This window comes from Bradyrhizobium sp. 23AC, from assembly GCF_054863025.1.
This window is the reverse complement of sequence record NZ_JAVAYN010000001.1, coordinates 334,949-352,049: the sequence shown is the minus strand read 5'-3', so window position 1 is coordinate 352,049 and position 17,101 is coordinate 334,949. Positions and strand designations below refer to the sequence as shown.

General features: G+C 65.5%; 13 protein-coding genes. 8 read left to right on the top strand and 5 right to left on the bottom strand.

Annotated features, from left to right (window positions below):
- Positions 1-124: 124 nt before the first annotated feature.
- The 5 genes from RAD10_RS01670 (at position 125) to RAD10_RS01650 (ending at position 5,100) form a co-directional block, all read left to right on the top strand.
- Positions 125-475, top strand: coding sequence for a RidA family protein (locus RAD10_RS01670; protein ID WP_018320814.1), 351 nt, complete (start codon positions 125-127; stop codon positions 473-475).
- A gap of 156 nt (positions 476-631) precedes the next feature.
- Positions 632-997 carry a nuclear transport factor 2 family protein gene (locus RAD10_RS01665; RefSeq protein WP_461616069.1) on the top strand — a complete coding sequence of 122 codons (366 nt, stop codon included), beginning with the start codon at positions 632-634 and terminating at the stop codon, positions 995-997.
- 78 nt (positions 998-1,075) lie between these two features.
- Positions 1,076-3,661: a ligase-associated DNA damage response DEXH box helicase gene (locus RAD10_RS01660; protein WP_461616068.1), complete on the top strand. Its 2,586-nt coding sequence runs from the start codon at positions 1,076-1,078 to the stop codon at positions 3,659-3,661.
- Between the two features lie 42 nt (positions 3,662-3,703).
- Positions 3,704-4,375, top strand: a complete 672-nt coding sequence (gene pdeM / locus RAD10_RS01655; protein WP_461616067.1) for a ligase-associated DNA damage response endonuclease PdeM — start codon at positions 3,704-3,706, stop codon at positions 4,373-4,375.
- Positions 4,376-4,668: 293 nt separating this feature from the next.
- Positions 4,669-5,100 (top strand): hypothetical protein, encoded by a 432-nt coding sequence (locus RAD10_RS01650; RefSeq protein ID WP_038973194.1) that lies wholly within the window; start codon positions 4,669-4,671, stop codon positions 5,098-5,100.
- A gap of 138 nt (positions 5,101-5,238) precedes the next feature.
- On the opposite strand, the gene RAD10_RS01645 is transcribed toward RAD10_RS01650, so the two are convergent.
- Positions 5,239-6,012, bottom strand: coding sequence for a DUF2865 domain-containing protein (locus tag RAD10_RS01645; protein ID WP_461616066.1), 774 nt, complete (start codon positions 6,010-6,012; stop codon positions 5,239-5,241).
- A gap of 251 nt (positions 6,013-6,263) precedes the next feature.
- A complete protein-coding gene (gene pyrE, locus RAD10_RS01640; RefSeq protein WP_008136514.1) occupies positions 6,264-6,827 on the bottom strand; it encodes an orotate phosphoribosyltransferase in 564 nt (187 codons plus the stop codon).
- A 173-nt stretch (positions 6,828-7,000) separates the two neighbouring features.
- Between pyrE and RAD10_RS01635 the strand changes: the two genes are divergently transcribed.
- Positions 7,001-7,627 (top strand): glutathione S-transferase family protein, encoded by a 627-nt coding sequence (locus RAD10_RS01635; protein ID WP_461616065.1) that lies wholly within the window; start codon positions 7,001-7,003, stop codon positions 7,625-7,627.
- 120 nt (positions 7,628-7,747) lie between these two features.
- Here RAD10_RS01635 and RAD10_RS01630 read toward each other — a convergent pair whose 3' ends face one another.
- The 3 genes from RAD10_RS01630 to RAD10_RS01620 all read right to left on the bottom strand — a co-directional run bounded on the left by RAD10_RS01630 (position 7,748) and on the right by RAD10_RS01620 (position 12,932).
- Positions 7,748-8,383, bottom strand: a complete 636-nt coding sequence (locus RAD10_RS01630; protein WP_461616064.1) for a LysE family translocator — start codon at positions 8,381-8,383, stop codon at positions 7,748-7,750.
- A 223-nt stretch (positions 8,384-8,606) separates the two neighbouring features.
- Positions 8,607-11,669 carry a DNA polymerase I gene (gene polA / locus RAD10_RS01625; protein WP_461616063.1) on the bottom strand — a complete coding sequence of 1,021 codons (3,063 nt, stop codon included), beginning with the start codon at positions 11,667-11,669 and terminating at the stop codon, positions 8,607-8,609.
- Between the two features lie 195 nt (positions 11,670-11,864).
- Entirely contained in the window at positions 11,865-12,932 is a 1,068-nt protein-coding gene (locus tag RAD10_RS01620) for an acyltransferase family protein (RefSeq protein WP_461616062.1), read from the bottom strand.
- A gap of 195 nt (positions 12,933-13,127) precedes the next feature.
- Between RAD10_RS01620 and RAD10_RS01615 the strand changes: the two genes are divergently transcribed.
- On the top strand, positions 13,128-14,444 hold the full coding sequence (locus tag RAD10_RS01615) for a UDP-glucose dehydrogenase family protein (RefSeq protein WP_461616061.1): 1,317 nt from the start codon (positions 13,128-13,130) through the stop codon (positions 14,442-14,444).
- A gap of 130 nt (positions 14,445-14,574) precedes the next feature.
- Positions 14,575-17,049 (top strand): ATP-dependent helicase HrpB, encoded by a 2,475-nt coding sequence (hrpB, locus tag RAD10_RS01610; protein ID WP_461616060.1) that lies wholly within the window; start codon positions 14,575-14,577, stop codon positions 17,047-17,049.
- Positions 17,050-17,101 lie beyond the last annotated feature (52 nt).

Here is a 17,101-nt window from a genome sequence, read left to right as displayed (position 1 = left end):
CTCGGCGCTGACGGCATGCGTGCCTAGCAGCGCATGCGTGCCCGGCAACGCATGCGTGCCGGGGGTGGCAGAGCGCGAGGTGCTGGGCTAGACAGGGCCGCCATTCCAGTGAGGAGATCCGTAAATGAGCATTCAGCGTTTCGAAACCGGCCCGCGCATGAGCCAGGTCGTCGTGCATGGCAACACCGTCTATCTCGCCGGTGTCGTCGCCAACAAGGCCGCCGGCGAAAGCGTGACGAAGCAGACCCAGGACATCCTGGCAACCATCGACGGCCATCTCGCCAAGGCCGGCACCGACAAGTCGAAGCTGCTCTCGGCCACGATCTACATCACCGACATGAAGACGTTCGGCGAGATGAATGCTGTGTGGGACGCCTGGGTCTCGGCCGGTAATACCCCCGCCCGCGCCACCGTCGAAGCCAAGCTGGCGGCGCCGCAATACACCGTCGAGATCATGGTCACGGCCGCGAAGTAATCTTCACGACCAATTCGCATGCGAATGGAGCGCGATGACGACATCATCGCGCTCCATTTTTTTCGCGCAACGATGACCTGCGAGGTAATCGATAAGCGCGCGTGAACCTTCGATAGTCAGGGACAGCCGAATACGGCGTCATCGAAGGAGAGCACCATGACCGACCCCATCACCATCGCCGGCCGCTACATCGAGCTCTGGAACGAGCGCACGGCCGGCCGGCGCCGCGAGCTGCTCAGCGACAACTGGACGACGGATGCGAGCTATGTTGATCCCTTGATGAAGGGCGACGGCCGCGACGGCATCGAGGCGCTGATCGCAGGCGTGCAGCAGCGCTTTCCCGATTTCAAGTTCAAGCTGATCGGCGAGCCCAACGGCTACGGCGATCACATCCGCTTTTCGTGGGGACTTGGTCCCGACGGCACCGACAGCCCGATCAAGGGCACCGATTTCGCCGTGCTAAAGGACGGCCGCATCAGAAGCGTGACCGGATTTCTGGATCAGGTGCCGGCCGGGGCGTGAGAGCGCTGGCCCTCCTCGCGCAGGCGGGGAGGGTCGCACCCCTCGACGAAGCCGTCCCTACGGCTTACCTGTCATGCTGTGCCGCCTCGTATCCTCCAAACATCGGCCGAGACGCCTGCGCTGCTGCCCGACCGCTTCAAGGCGTGGTTCGCAGCCCGTGGCTGGTCGCCGCGCGCGCATCAATTGGCGCTGCTGGAGAAGGCGCGCGAGGACGCTAGCGCGCTGCTGATCGCACCGACCGGCGCCGGCAAAACGTTGGCGGGATTCCTGCCGACGCTGGTGGAGCTTTCGACCGAGGCAGCCGAACGGAAGGCGGGTGAGAAACAGAGCCTCGTATCCACCGGCCGCAGCGTGCAGCGGACCGGCGGCCTGCACACCCTCTACATCTCGCCGCTGAAGGCGCTTGCCGTCGACATCGCGCGCAATCTGGAGCGGCCGATTGCGGAGATGGCGCTGCCGATCAAGGTCGAGACCCGCACCGGCGACACGCCGGTGTCGCGGCGGCAGCGGCAACGGCGTTATCCGCCTGATGTGTTGCTGACGACGCCCGAGCAGCTCGCCCTGCTGCTGTCCTCGGATGATGCCCCGTTCCTGTTCTCCTCGCTGAAGCGGATCGTGCTCGACGAGCTGCACGCGCTGGTGACGTCCAAGCGCGGCGATCTGCTCTCGCTCGGGCTCGCGCGGCTGTGGCGGCTGGCGCCGCAGATGCGCGCGATCGGGCTGTCGGCGACGGTGGCCGAGCCGGATCAGCTCGCGCGCTTCCTGGTGCCGCAGCCCGACGGCAGGGAGCGAGCAGCCGACATCGTCATCGCCGGCGGCGCGGCGCCGCCGCTGGTCGAGATGCTGGATACGCGCGAGCGCCTGCCCTGGGCGGGCCACAGCGCGCGCCATGCGCTTCCTGAGATCTACGAGCTGATCAAGGCGAACAAGACCACGCTGGTCTTCGTCAACACCCGCAACCAGGCCGAGATGCTATTCCAGAATCTCTGGAGCATGAATGACGACGGGCTCGCGATCGCGCTGCATCACGGCTCGCTCGACGTCGCGCAGCGCCGCAAGGTCGAGGACGCCATGTCGGCGGGACGCCTGCGCGGTGTGGTCTGCACCTCCTCGCTCGATCTCGGCGTCGACTGGGGAGATGTCGATCTCGTCGTCAATATCGGTGCGCCCAAGGGCTCCTCGCGCCTGATGCAGCGGATCGGCCGCGCCAACCACCGCCTCGACGAGGCCTCGCGCGCGGTGCTGGTGCCGGCCAACCGGTTTGAAGTGCTGGAGTGCCGGGTCGCCATCGATGCCATTGCCGAGAACGCGCAGGACACGCCACCCTTGCGCACCGGCGCGCTCGACGTGCTGGCTCAGCACGTGCTCGGCTGTGCCTGCGGCGAGCCGTTCCTTTCTGATGATCTGTATGCCGAAGTGCGCACCGCCGCGCCTTACGCAGACTTGTCGCGGACGGATTTCGATGACGTCGTCGATTTCGTCGCCTCCGGCGGCTATGCGCTGAAGACCTATGAACGCTTCGCCCGCATCAAGCAGGACAAGGAGGGGCGCTGGCGCGTCGCCAATCCCAAGGTGCGGCAGAGCTACCGGATGAATGTCGGCACCATCGTCGAGGACGACATGCTGAAGGTGCGACTGGTGCGTTCGCGCGGCGGCGGAGCGGGGTCGACCGGCGTGATCGCGCGCGGGGGTCGGTTGCTCGGCGAGATCGAGGAAGCCTTCATCGAGGGCTTGAGCCCCGGTGACACCTTCGTGTTCTCAGGCGAGGTGGTGCGCTATGAAACCCTTGTCGAAGACCAAGTCTATGTCTCCCGCGCCAACGACAAGGACCCGAAAGTGCCGTCCTACATGGGCGGCAAGTTTCCGCTTTCGACCTATCTCGCCGAGCGCGTGCGCCGGCTGCTCGATGACGGCCGCGCCTGGGGCGGCTTGCCGGAGCAGGTGCGCGACTGGCTGTCCCTGCAAAGAGACGTCTCGCGCGTGCCGGCGGTCTGCGAGCTCCTGGTCGAGAGCTTTCCGCGCGCCAACAAGCACTACATCGTTTGCTATCCCTTCGAGGGCCGTCTCGCGCATCAGACCCTCGGCATGCTGCTGACGCGCCGGCTGGAGCGCGCCCGCGCGCGGCCGCTCGGCTTCGTCGCCAACGAATATGCGGTGGCGATCTGGGCGCTCGGTGATCTCTCCTTCATGATCCGTGATGGCCGGATCGACCTCAACGCGCTGTTCGACCCCGATATGCTCGGCGATGATCTCGAGGCCTGGCTCGCCGAATCCGCCCTGATGAAGCGCACCTTCCGGAACTGCGCGATCATCTCCGGTCTGATCGCCCGCCGCCACACCGGCGAAGAGAAGAGCCGCCGTCAGGTGCTGTTCTCGACCGATCTGGTCTACGATGTCTTGCGAAAACACCAGGCCGATCACGTGCTGTTGCGCGCGGCGCGCGCCGATGCCGCCACCGGCCTGCTCGATCTGCGCCGCCTCGGCGACATGCTCGCCCGCATCCACGGCCGCATCACGCACCGGGAACTCGACCGCGTCTCCCCGCTCGCCGTCCCCGTGATGCTGGAAATCGGCCGCGAGTCAGTCTATGGCGAAGCTGCAGACGAGCTTTTGGCAGAAGCCGCCGATGAGCTCGTCAAAGAGGCGATGGATAGAAGTGGGTAAGACGTGACGACAGGCGCGCAGGTTTCAGGAGATGTCGACGACATGCGCGTGTCCACAGTCACCATCAGCGATGTGACCTTCGCCGCCGATCTCTCCGGCGCCCTGTTCTGGGAAGAGCAGCGCCTGCTCGTCGTCTCCGACCTGCATCTGGAAAAAGGCTCCAGCTTCGCCACCCGCGGCGTGCTGCTGCCGCCTTACGATACGCTCGCGACCCTGAGCCGTCTCGCTGCTGTCATCTCCCGCCATGATCCGCGTACCGTGATCGCACTCGGCGATAGCTTTCACGACCGCACGGCGCATGAGCGGTTGTCGGCCGACGATCGCGATGCCGTCGCCGCGCTCCAGACCGGCCGCGACTGGATCTGGATTTCCGGCAATCACGATCCCATGCTGCCGCGCGATCTCGGCGGCACGGTCGCCGACGAGGTCGCGATCGGCCCGATCACCTTCCGCCACGAGCCGACCGGCGCGCGCGGCGAGATCGCCGGCCATCTCCATCCCAAGGCGCGCGTCTCCGCGCGCGGCCGCTCGATGGAGCGCCGCTGCTTCGCCTCCGACGGGATGCGTGCGGTGATGCCGGCGTTCGGCGCCTATGCCGGCGGCCTCAGCATCCGCGACGCCGCCTTCGCAAAGATCTTTCCGGCCAATGGTTTTGTCGCCCATCTGCTCGGCGACCGCCGCGTCCACGCCATTGCGGCTTCACGCTGCTCCTGAGGCCAAAAATTGGGACAGCACTACGTTCAGTAGTTTTCCGGAATCGCCCAAGCGCGTTGCCGGCTCTAACTTTGCGCTTGCCGGGGCTGGAATTTCTCATCCCGAACAAGAATTGTAACCGGCAAGGGGCCGCTGCGAGGCGGCCCCTTTCATTTCGGGCGATCAAAACTGACGGGGACAATCGCCGAGTTCGGAACAAATTAAGAACACTTTAGCAAGTCTTTGATATATCATTGTGATTCGGCGCGTTGCCGATACAATATCTAGCGTCTGTCAGACTTTGCGAGGACTACATGTCCACCATCGCCTTCGATCAATTTGCCCTCACCCGGATCGCCGATTTCGCGCGCTCGCTGTCGCGGCTGCATCAGGCGGCCCGGCGCCAGAGGATCGATGACGATCAGTTCGACCGCGAGTTCAACGCGGTGTGCCAGTCGATCTGGGGCTACACCATCGACGATGTCAGCGACGACCTGTTCTCGACCGAGGATCATCTGTTCCTGGACACGCTGGACGAAGCGCATGCGCGCATCTTCGCGGCCGAGCAGGGCTACGACCTCGTCGGCGATCAGGGCATGCTGACGGATTGGTGGGGCTTCTGCTGGATGATCCTGGCCGAGAAGCGCGGCCTCTTGACGCCGGACAACCGCGCCGCCGCGCGCGCAGCGATCGAGGAGAAATATCTGGCGGCGCCGAACGTGATTGGGGTGATCATCGGACGATAGTCTCGTGCCCCGGACGCGGCGCAGCGCTCCTTAAGCGGTGCGCTGCAGAGCCGGGGCCCATGCTCGCGGCATTCTGGGTCCCGGCTCCGCGCAGCAACGCCAAAGAGCGTTGCGCCGCGTCCGGGACACGAGAGTGACTTAATCCAACCCCGCCCGCTTCGCCGGCTTTGCCGTCTTCGGCACCGTCACATCGGGCAGCGTTTCACGCACGATCTCCGCAGCCGGCGCATCTGCTGACACCGTCTCTGCCCGCACCGGGGCCACCTTCATCTCGCCGAGGCGGGCGCGGACTTGCGCGGTGAGGCCGGGATAGGAGGCAACCGGAGTGAAGTCGGCGGCCTGGTCGTTGCCGACGCGGATGCCGGTATAGGCGACGAGGCCGTCAGTGGTGGCGATCACGTCGCCGGCTTTCAGCGAGGAGTCCAGCGCGAGATCGACCGGGGCAAGGCCGACCGGCTCGCGGCCGTTGCAGGTGCAATCGGCGCGTAGCGCCTTGCGGTAGGCGAACGCGTTCTCGCTGTCGGCGTAGCGCTCGCCGATCTGCGACGCGGCGCCGTCGATCGAGGAGCCGAAATAGACCTTGGTCGCGCTGGCAGGACAGAACGCCTGACACATCTGCGTCGGTGAGGCGAGGCCGCGCATCAGCGGAAAATATTTGCCGTCGCAGCTGCGCACGCAGAACGCAGGGCCCGAGCCGCCAGCCGCCGCCGAGCGGGTCGGCGGCACATATTGCGGGGTTGCGGCATTTTGCTGCCCGGTGAAGGGATCGGCGTAGGAGTTCGCCTGTTGCGGCACCTCGCGCTGCGGCCGCTGCTGCTGCATGCCGCCGAAGAAGAAATCGAACAGGCCTTCGGCCGAAACCGGGGCGGGAGCCGCAAGCAGCGGTGCTCCAAGGGTGGCGGCCACAAGCATCGCGCGACGCCGCCGGCGCGCATGGGACAGGACTGTACGCAAACGCTTACTCCACCCGACGCTACCGAACCGGCTGGGACCTCAAGGGGGTCTCAGCACATGATTCACCATAAGGCGCGATGGTAAATGAGCAGTTGAGCAGAGGCGGTTTCAAGACGAGGCGGTGGCCTCTTTAGGGCCGGGCGCAGCTTTGGACGGATGGTTGCTTCCGGGGCACACTGACGCATGACGGCGAGGGATGTTTCGCCGCGTCAGGCCTTCAAGAATTCCGACGCCTTGTACAGCGAACGGAACGGCAGGCCGGCCGCACCGAACGTGTCGGTGGCGCCTTCCTCGCGGTCGACCATGGTCAGCACCAGCACCACTTCGGCGCCGGTCTCGCGCACCGATTCCACCGCCTTCATCGCCGAGCCGCCTGTCGTGGTGACGTCCTCGACGATCACGACGCGCTTGCCCTCGAGCGTCTCGCCTCTTGGCAGGCCCTCGATCGCGAGCTTGGCGCCGTGCTCCTTCGGCTTCTTGCGCACGAAGAACGCCGCGATCGGATGGCCCTTGATCCATGAGATCTGCGCCAGCGCGCCGGCGAGCGGCACCGCGCCCATCTCGAGGCCGCCGATGAAATCGAGATTGTCGTCCTTCAGCGCCTCATAAGTCAGCTCTGCGAGCAGGGTCGCCCCCTCGGGGTCGAGCATGGTCGGCTTGAGGTTGAAGTAGAAATCGCTCTTGCGGCCCGACGCGAGCGTCACCTCGCCGCGACCGAATGAGCGCCGGCGGATGATTTCGAACAGGCGGGCGCGGGAGGCTGATTTCGACACGGCGGTCCCTCGGGAGCGTTTTTGGAGGAGGCGGAATTTATCCGCGACAGCCGCGACATTCCAGAGGGGGCGTCCCTCGTCAACAGGGATCGGCCATCCCGGTCCGCCGGTTGTGGGGGCGCGACGTTCTGGAGTAGGTGGGATGCCGAACCTGTTGGGGAAGGAAGCAAGGCATGACCATCGAGCTGCACACCTGGAACACGCCGAACGGCCGCAAGATCTCGGTCGCGCTGGAGGAGATGGGGCTGCCCTACAAGGTGATCCCGGTGAACATCACCAAGGGCGAGCAGATGGCGCCAGGGTTCCTCAAGCTCTCCCCGAACAACAAGATCCCTGCGATTGTCGATCGCGAGGGCCCGGACGGCAAGCCGGTCAGCATCTTCGAATCAGGCGCGATCTTGCTCTATCTCGGTGAAAAGACCGGCAAATTCCTCCCGAAATCGCTGGGCGCCCGCATCCCGGTCTATGAATGGCTGATGTGGCAGATGGGCGGCTTCGGCCCGATGCCGGGCCAGGTGCATCATTTCATCGCGCTCGAGAACGAGCAGGACCGTGCCTACGGCCTGAAGCGCTACATGGCTGAGACCCGCCGGCTCTACGGCGTGCTCGACCGCCAGCTGGACGGCCGCGACTTCGTCGCTGGCGACCTCTCGGTTGCCGATTTTGCCATCCTGGGCTGGGCCTGGCGCCACCCTCGCCACAAGGTTGAGCTGGCCGACTTCCCCAACGTCAAGCGCTGGTACGAGGCCTTGATGGCGCGCCCGGCGGTGAAGCGGGGCATGGACGCGAAGCTGGATTGATTTGACGCTGTCGTCGCCCGGCTTGACCGGGCGACCCAGTATTCCAGAGACGGCGGTGATTGAGCCGAGCGGCCGCGGCGTACTGGATGCTCCGGTCAAGCCGGGGCATGACAGTGTGCCTCACACCTTCTTCGCTTCGACCGCCATCCGCACCGCGAGCCCGGCCAGCACCGTGCCCATCAGCCAGCGCTGCACCCGCATCCAGCTTGGCCGGTTCGCCAGGAATTGCGCGATCGATCCCGCCGCGAGCGCGATCATCGCGTTGACGCTGACGCTGATCGCGATCTGGATTGCCCCCAGCATGACCGACTGCGTCAGCACGCTGCCGGCGGTGGGATCGATGAACTGCGGCAGCAGCGCCAGATAAAGCATCGCGATCTTTGGGTTGAGCAGGTTGGTGACAAAACCCATCGCGAACAATTTGCGCGGACTGTCGATGGCGAGCTGCTTCACCTGGAACGGCGAGCGTCCGCCCGGTTTCACCGCCTGCCAGGCAAGCCAGAGCAGATAGCCGGCACCCGCAAAGCGCAGCGCGTCATAGGCAAAGGGAATGGCGAGCAGCAGCGCGGTGATGCCGAACGCCGCGCACAGCATGTAGAACACGAAGCCGAGCGCGACGCCGCCGAGCGAGACGATGCCCGCCGCCGGCCCCTGCGTGATCGAGCGCGAGATCAGGTAGATCATGTTCGGCCCCGGCGTGAGCACGAGGCCAAGGCAGACGAGGGCGAAGCCGAGCAGGGCGGAGGTGTGGGGCATGGGTGAACCGGTGCGGGAGATGGCACGGTTCTAATATGCGAGGCCTTCCCGGGCCATCGCGCAATTGCTCGGAGGACAATTCAACTCTCGTGTCCCGGACGCGGCGCAGCGTGAAACGGTGCGCCGCAGAGCCGGGACCCAGTTGGCGCGGCGTGGGCCCCGGATCAGCAGCGCACCACGCCGCGAAGGGCGGCGCGCTGCGCAGCATCCGGGGAAAGCAGCCTCAATGCGCTTCGTCCCAATTGTTCGCCGCGCGCGCATCGACGTGCAACGGCACCGACAGCAGCACGGCCGGGAAGGGCGCGTCCTGCATCACGTGCTGTACGACGGGCAGCGTCGCCTCGACCTCGGCGTCGGGCACCTCGAAGATCAATTCGTCGTGCACCTGCAGCAGCATCTGCGCCGACAGCTTCTTCTCGGCGAGGGCATCCTCCACCCGTGTCATGGCGCGGCGAATGATGTCGGCAGCGGTGCCCTGCAGCCGCGCGTTGATCGCGGCGCGCTCGTTGAAGGCACGCACCGAGGCGTTGGAGGCCTTGATGTCGGGATAGTGGCATTTGCGGCCGAACAGCGTGGTGACATAGCCGTTCTGCCGGCAGAAATCGCGCGTCTCGTCCATGTAGGCGCGGATGCCGGGGAAGCGCTCGAAATATTTCTTGATGTAGGCCGAGGCCTCCTCGCGGGCGATGCCGAGCTGGTTGGCGAGGCCGAACGCGGAGATGCCGTAGATGATGCCGAAATTGATCGCCTTGGCGCGGCGGCGGATCTCGCTCGGCATGCCCTTGATCGGCACACCGAACATTTCCGATGCTGTCATGGCGTGAATGTCGAGACCGTCGCGGAACGCCTGCTTCAGCACGGGAATGTCGGCGATCTCCGCCAGCAGCCGCAGCTCGATCTGCGAATAGTCCGCGGAGACCAGCTTGTGCCCGGGTGTTGCGATGAAGGCGCGTCGGATTTTGCGGCCGTCCTCGGTGCGCACCGGGATGTTTTGCAAATTCGGCTCGTTCGACGACAGCCGGCCCGTCGTGGTCGCGGCCAGCGCGTAGGTGGTGTGCACGCGATGGGTCTGCGGATTGACGTAGGTCGGCAGCGCGTCGGTGTAGGTCGATTTCAGCTTGGAGACCTGGCGCCACTCGAGGATCTTCTTCGGGAAGTCGTGGCCCTGCTCGGCGAGCTCGTCCAGCACCTGCGCGGTGGTCGACCAGGCCCCGGTCTTGGTCTTGGTGCCACCGGACAATCCCATCTTGCCGAACAGGATGTCGCCGATCTGCTTGGGACTGCCGACATTGACCGGCTCGCCCGCGATCTCCTGGATCTCGGCCTCGACGCGGGCCGCGGTCTGGGCGAAGTCGCCGGACAGCCGCGACAGCACCTGGCGGTCGATCGAGATGCCGCGCCGCTCCATGCGCGCAAGCACCGCGACCAGCGGCCGCTCCAGCGTCTCGTAGACCGCGGTCATGTGCTCGGCGACGAGGCGTGGCTTCAGCACGCGCCAGACGCGCAAGGCGACGTCGGCGCCTTCGGCCGACAGCGCCGCGGCCTTGTCGATCGGCACCTGGTCGAAGGTGATCTTGCCCTTGCCGCTGCCGAGCAGCTCGCTCTCCTTCAGCATGGCGTGACCGAACCAGCGCTCGGACAGCGATTCGATCGCGTGCGAGCCGCGGCCGGCATCGAGCACGTAGGAGATCAACTGCGCATCGTCGGTGTTGCGCAAGGTGATGCCGTGCTGCGCCAGCATCACGGCGGTGAATTTGAGATCGAAGCCGATCTTGAGAATGCCCGCCGATTCCAGCACCGGCCGCAGCGCCTCGATCGCATCGGCATGCTTGACCTGATCGGGTGCAAGGCCGGCGTCGAACAGGCCGGCCCCGCCGCCAGCTTGCTTGTGCGCCAGCGGCACATAGCAGGCCTCGTTCGGCGCCAGCGCCAGCGCGATGCCGCAGAAATCGGCCTGCATCGGATCGATCGAGTTTCCGCGGATCTCGACCGCGACATGACCGGTATCGTGGATGCGCGCGATGAAGGCGTCGAGCTCCTTGAGCGACTTGATCGTTTGATATTTGGCGCGATCAACTGGAAGCTTGCGCAACGCCTCTTCGCGCGCGGCGGCCAGCGAGATCGGCGCGCCCTTCGGGCTCGCAGCCTTGTCCTCCTTGCCCGCTGACTTGTTGGGCTCTTTCGCCCGGGCTTGCGCCGACGTATCGCCGCCCGGCGCAGGCACGACATCCGAGGGCGGCAGCGTCGTGAACACGCTGGCGCCGCTGGCATAGCCAGGGTCGGCATCGACATTGGCGGGATCGATTTGCGAATAGTCGGCGACGCGCCGTGTCAGCGTCGTGAATTCCATGGCTTTCAGGAAGGCGATCAGCTTGCGCGCGTCGGGCTCGTGGACGGCGAGGTCGTCGAGCGGCACGTCGAGTGCGACCTTGTCATCGAGCAGCACCAGCTTGCGTGAGATTCGCGCCTTCTCGGCATTCTCGATCAGCGCCTCGCGCCGCTTCGGCTGCTTGATCTCGGTGGCGCGGAACAGCAGTTGGTCGAGGTCGCCATATTCGGTGATCAGCTGCGCGGCAGTCTTGATGCCGATGCCGGGCACGCCGGGCACGTTGTCGGTGGAATCGCCGGCCAGCGCCTGCACTTCGACCACCTTCTCCGGCGGCACCCCGAATTTCTCGATCACCTCTGGGATGCCGATGCGGCGATCCTTCATGGTGTCGTACATGGTGACGCAATCGGTGACGAGCTGCATCAAATCCTTGTCGGAGGACACGATGGTCGCGCTGGCGCCGCGCTCGCAGGCCTGCCGCACATAGGTTGCGATCAGGTCGTCGGCCTCGAAGCCCACTTGTTCCAGGCAGGGCAGGTCGAAGGCGCGGACCGCCTCGCGGATCAGAGCAAATTGCGGGATGAGATCGTCAGGCGCCGGCGCCCGGTGGGCCTTGTACTCGGGGTAGATCTTGTTGCGGAACGTGACCTCCGACTTGTCGAAGATGATCGCGAGGTGCGTCGGCCGGTTGTCTTCCGGCATGTCGCGGAGCAGCTTCCACAGCATGTTGCAGAAACCGAGCACGGCGTTGACCTGCAGGCCGTCGGACTTGCGGTTCAGCGGCGGCAGCGCGTGATAGGCGCGAAAGATGTAGCCGGAACCGTCGACCAGGAAGATGTGGTCGCCCTTGCCGGCCGGCTTTGCTGCAACCGGTTTGGCCGCAACCGGTTTGGCAGCAGCTGGCGCGGCAGTGGGGGTATCGGCTTTGGCGGAGGTCTTCGGGGAGGTCTTTGGCATGGCCGCAATGTATGAATTTTTGCGGGCTTTGACAGCCTTGGGAGGGGGATTTTTGGCTTGCTGGCGCCGCTATCCCCCGCTGTCATTCCCCGCGGAAGCGGGGAATCCAGTACGCCGCGGACTATCGGTCGACAACGACTGTCTCTGGAATACTGGGTCGCCCGGTCAAGCCGGGCGACGACAGCGAGAGCGTGACTACTCCGCCGCCTGCAACACCGGCCCAGCCTTCTTCGGCGCAATCCAGAACGCATCCGGCCGTTCGAACAGGAAGTGCGCATTGAACAGCAAGGCGCCCCGCCAGATCGCGAGCGCTCCGAGCACGCCGGCGACGGTGACGATCAGCGAAACCGTGCCGATGTCGGGAATGATGCCGGTGCGCAGCAGCAGCGTTCGCGTCGCCGCCATCGGCAGGAAGAAGGCGAGATAGATCACGATCGAATGCTCGCCGCAGAAGCGGAAGAAGTTCAGCCACTGCGCGCGTGCGAGCAGCGTGCCCATCGTGATGATGGCGCAGGCACCGGCAAAGCCGAGCACGAGCGAGACGATCTTCCATTCGCTGGCCCCCGACGCGACCAGGCCGGCATTGACCAGCACCCAGGTCGCGAGCGCTGCAAGCGCAAGGGCGGGATGTTTCCTCGCGCGATCCGACAATGCGAACACGTGAGGCGCGAACAGATAGCCCGAATAGAAATAGACGAAGCGTGAGCAGAACTCGTCGATCGCGGTCCAGCCGGTCGAGATCCGGGCTGTCTCCAGGGCAGCGGCGACCAGCCAGATCGCGAGCGGCGGGAATTTGCGTGTCAGTTTTGTGACGATGAAGAAGACCGGCAGCAGATAGATGAACCACAGCGTGCCGAACGGCTCGACGAAGGATTCGAGATACAAGAGACCAACGTGGTGCCAGCTCGTCTCCGCCGCGAAAGCCGGCGCCTTGAAGCCGAACTGGATTGTCACCCAGACGACATAGAAATAGGCGAAATGCACCACCTTGCGGTCGAGATAGGTTCGCCAGTCCCGATCGATCACCAGCGGCAGGAACAGGCCCGAGATCAGGAAGAAATCCGGCATCCGGAACGGCTTTGCGAAGGCCACGGCGACATGCATGAAACCGGTCTCGCCGGCGGCGAGCTCGACCCCCAGCACCGAATGCATCATCACGACCATGATGATGCAAATGCCCTTGGCGTAGTCGATCCAGTCGACACGCGCGGCAGAGGGGGATTGGCTGCCTCCGCTCCCTGCAATTGTGCCAGATGGTGCCATGGTGTCTCTTTTCGAGGCGCGTTCCGCCCCGTCCTGTTCGGGTGCGGGGCAGTGTGGGGCCTGCACGGTTTCCGACTTCTTTACCGGTTCAATTCCCATGCCGCTTTTTTGCCTGCGGACTGTTCCCTCCCCTCGGGAAAATGCTAAACCGCCCCGTGTCGGGGTTTCGTTAACCAATCTAAAACAGGGATTTTCATGCGCATCGCGATGATCGGCACGGGTTATGTGGGACTGGTGTCCGGAGCCTGCTTTGCTGATTTCGGTCACGACGTCACCTGCGTCGACAAGGACGAGAAGAAGATCGCGGCGCTTCATCGCGGCGAGATCCCGATCTACGAGCCCGGCCTCGACGAGCTGGTCGCGACCAACGTCAAGGCCAAGCGGCTCGACTTCACCACCGATTTGTCCAAGCCGGTCGCCGATGCCGACGCCGTGTTCATCGCGGTCGGCACGCCGTCGCGCCGCGGCGACGGCCACGCCGACCTCTCCTATGTCTACGCCGCAGCGAAAGAGATCGCGCGGTCGCTCACCGGTTTCACCGTCGTGGTGACGAAGTCGACCGTGCCGGTCGGTACCGGCGACGAGGTCGAGCGCATCATCCGCGAGACCAATCCCAACGCCGACGTCGTGGTCGCATCCAATCCAGAGTTTCTGCGCGAGGGCGCGGCGATCCGTGACTTCAAATTTCCCGATCGCGTTGTGGTCGGCACCTCCGACGAGCGCGGCCGCAAGGTGATGGGCGACATCTACCGTCCTCTGTCGTTGAACCAGGCGCCGCTGATGTTCACGGAGCGTCGCACCGCCGAAATGATCAAATACGCCGCCAACGCATTCCTCGCGACCAAGATCACCTTCATCAACGAGATCGCCGATCTCTCCGAAAAAGCCGGCGCCAACGTCCAGGAGGTCGCGCGCGGCATTGGCCTGGACAACCGCATCGGCACCAAATTCCTGCATGCCGGTCCCGGGTTCGGCGGCTCGTGCTTCCCGAAGGACACCAAGGCGCTGATCAAGATCGCGCAGGATTACGACGTCTCCTTGCGCATCGTCGAATCCGTGCTGGCCGTGAACGAAAATCGCAAGCGCGCGATGGCGCGCAAGGTCAGCCAGGCGCTCGGCGGCTCGCTGCGCGGCAAGACCATTGCGGTGCTCGGCCTCACCTTCAAGCCCGACACCGACGACATGCGCGATGCGCCGTCGATCCCGCTGGTGACGGGCCTGATCGACATGGGCGCGACGGTCAAGGCGTTCGATCCCGTCGGCATGGAGCAGGCCAAGGGCGAGTTGCCCGATATCACCTATTGCGAGAACGCCTATTCCTGCGCGCAAGGTGCCGACGCGCTCGTCATCGTCACCGAATGGGTGCAGTTCCGTGCGCTCGATCTCGACCGGCTGAAGAGCGTCATGGCGCAGCCCGTGGTCGTCGACCTGCGCAACATCTACCGCCCCGAAGACATGGAAGCCGCCGGCTTCACCTATGACAGCATCGGCCGCCCGCCTGTGCAGGGCTGATCGCCACACACGATTGTCATACCCCGCGTAGGCGGGGTATCCAGTAATCCCGATCTTCGTGATGATCGGGATCTGAGTTGACTGGATCACCCGCCCGGCGCGCAAGGCGGGTGATGACGGATGCGAGATCTTGCCCCGCAGTTTCGACACACCCCTTCCGATCGATGCCGTGCTCGATGATTTGTCGCGCACGCTGGAGTCCAACAATGCCGCCGTGCTGGTGGCGCCGCCCGGGGCCGGCAAGACCACGCGGGTGCCGCTGGCCTTGCTCGATGCGCCCTGGACGAAGGCTAAGAAGATCATCGTGCTGGAGCCGCGGCGCATCGCGGCGCGGGCCAGTGCCGACCGCATGGCCAAATCGCTGGGCGAACGCGCCGGCGAGACCGTCGGCTACCGCGTCCGGTTCGGCTCGAAGATCTCGCGCACCACGCGCATCGAGGTGGTGACCGAGGGCATCTTCACCCGCCAGATCCTCGACGATCCCGAACTGTCAGGCGTTGCCGCCATCCTGTTCGACGAATTCCACGAGCGCTCGCTCGATGCCGACATGGGCCTGGCGCTGGCCCGTGACGCCCAAACCGGCCTGCGCGAGGACTTGCGCATCCTCGTGATGTCGGCAACGCTCGATGGTGCGCGCGTCGCAAAGCTGCTTGGCGATGCACCCGTCGTCGAGAGCGAGGGCCGCGCCTTCCCCGTCGAGACGCGCTATCTCGGCCGCAAGGCGGATGTGCCCATTGAGCGGCAGATGGCGGATGCGATTGCATCGGCGCTGCGTGCCGACAGCGGCTCCGTGCTGGCATTCCTGCCGGGCGCCGCCGAAATCCGTCGCACCCAGAACTTTCTCAGCGAACGCGTGCAGGACGCCAGCATCGAAATCGTGCCGCTGTTCGGTGCGCTCGACGCCGCCGTGCAGGATCGCGCCATTTCGCCTGCTCCCAAAGGCATGCGCAAGGTGGTGCTGGCGACATCGATCGCGGAGACCTCGCTGACGATCGAAGGCGTACGCATCGTGGTCGATTCCGGTCTTGCCCGCGTGCCGCGCTACGAGCCGGACATCGGGCTGACCCGGCTCGAGACCGTGCGCGCCGCGCGCGCGGCAGTGGATCAGCGCCGCGGTCGCGCCGGCCGCACCGAGCCAGGTGTCTGCTACAGGCTCTGGGACGAGCCGCAGACGGCTTCGCTCGCGCCCTACACCCAGCCGGAAATTTTGAGCGCCGACCTATCTTCGCTGGTGCTCGATCTCGCGCAATGGGGCGTCAGCGATCCCGCCGCGCTGTCATTCCTCGATCCGCCGCCGGCGCCCGCGTGGAAAGAGGCAAAAAGCCTCCTCTCCGAGCTCAACGCACTCGATGGCGATGGCCGCATCACCGCAGAGGGAAAAAGCCTGCGTGCACTGGCGCTGCCGCCGCGGCTGGCGCGCATGATCGTGGATTCGCATCGCGCAGGCGAGGGCGAAGCCGCCGCCGAGATCGCGGCCATCATCACCGAGCGCGGGCTTGGCGGCGACAGCGTCGATCTCGAGCATCGGCGCGACCAGTTTCGCCGCGACCGTTCGCCGCGCGCCGCCAGCGCGCGCGATCTGGCGCGGCGCTGGGCCTCGCAAGTGGCGGCGTCGGAGAAGGCGGGGCCGCAGGATGATCTCTCGACCGGCTTGATGCTCGCCTATGCCTTCCCCGATCGCGTCGCGCGCAATCGCGGCAATGGCAGTTTCGTGCTGGCCAACGGCCGTGGCGCCGCCGTCGAGCAGACATCCTCGCTTGCCCGCGCGCCCTACATCGCGATCGGCGAGATGACCGGGACGGCGGCGAGCGGGCGTATCCTGCTCGCCGCGCAGATCACTGAGAGCGAGATCGAGCGGCATTTCGCCGAGCATATCGAGAGCGCCGACGAGATTTCGTTCGACCGCGGCGCGATGGCGCTGCGCGCGCGGCGCAAGCGCGTGCTGCATGCGATCACGCTGTCCGAAGCGACACTTGCCGTCTCGCCCTCCGAGGACACCGCGCGCATCTTCGCGGATGGATTGATCGCCGCCGGCCTTGATCGGCTGCCCTGGTCGAAGGCTGCAAAGCAATGGCGCGACCGGGTGATGTTCCTGCGCAAGGCCGAGGGCGACAGCTGGCCCGATCTGTCCGACGACGGATTGATCGCGCGCCGCGACGACTGGCTGGTGCCGGCGCTCTACGACAAGATCGCGCTCAAGGACATTTCGCCCGGCGATCTCTCCGACGCCCTGATGGCGCTGCTGCCGTGGGAGATGCGCGCGCGGCTCGATCGCGAGGCGCCGACGCATTTCGAGGCGCCGACCGGAAGCGTGCTCGCGATCGACTACGAGGCCGAGCAGGGGCCGACCATCGCGGTGCGGCTGCAGGAATTGTTCGGCCTCAACAGCCATCCCTCGATCGCCGCGGGCAAGGTGCCGCTGGTGCTGGAATTGCTGTCGCCGGCGCAGCGCCCGGTGCAGGTGACGCGCGATCTTCCCGGTTTCTGGCGCGGCAGCTACGCCGCGGTCCGTTCCGACCTGCGCGGCCGCTATCCCCGTCATCCCTGGCCGGACGATCCGGCCAGCGCAGTGCCGACCCGACGCGCCAAGCCGCGCGGGACGTGAATCCCCATTAACCGTTCGCTCATCCTTTTCGTCAAAATAGCATTGCTCTGGC

Excerpts from the sequence above, each read along its gene's own strand:
- RAD10_RS01670 (WP_018320814.1), top strand. The coding sequence starts at position 125 with ATGAGCATTCAGCGTTTCGAAACCGGCCCGCGCATGAGCCAGGTCGTC.
- RAD10_RS01665 (WP_461616069.1), top strand. The coding sequence starts at position 632 with ATGACCGACCCCATCACCATCGCCGGCCGCTACATCGAGCTCTGGAAC.
- pdeM (WP_461616067.1), top strand. The coding sequence starts at position 3,704 with ATGCGCGTGTCCACAGTCACCATCAGCGATGTGACCTTCGCCGCCGAT.
- RAD10_RS01650 (WP_038973194.1), top strand. The coding sequence starts at position 4,669 with ATGTCCACCATCGCCTTCGATCAATTTGCCCTCACCCGGATCGCCGAT.
- RAD10_RS01645 (WP_461616066.1), bottom strand. The coding sequence starts at position 6,012 with ATGCTTGTGGCCGCCACCCTTGGAGCACCGCTGCTTGCGGCTCCCGCC.
- RAD10_RS01635 (WP_461616065.1), top strand. The coding sequence starts at position 7,001 with ATGACCATCGAGCTGCACACCTGGAACACGCCGAACGGCCGCAAGATC.
- RAD10_RS01630 (WP_461616064.1), bottom strand. The coding sequence starts at position 8,383 with ATGCCCCACACCTCCGCCCTGCTCGGCTTCGCCCTCGTCTGCCTTGGC.
- polA (WP_461616063.1), bottom strand. The coding sequence starts at position 11,669 with ATGCCAAAGACCTCCCCGAAGACCTCCGCCAAAGCCGATACCCCCACT.
- RAD10_RS01620 (WP_461616062.1), bottom strand. The coding sequence starts at position 12,932 with ATGGCACCATCTGGCACAATTGCAGGGAGCGGAGGCAGCCAATCCCCC.
- RAD10_RS01615 (WP_461616061.1), top strand. The coding sequence starts at position 13,128 with ATGCGCATCGCGATGATCGGCACGGGTTATGTGGGACTGGTGTCCGGA.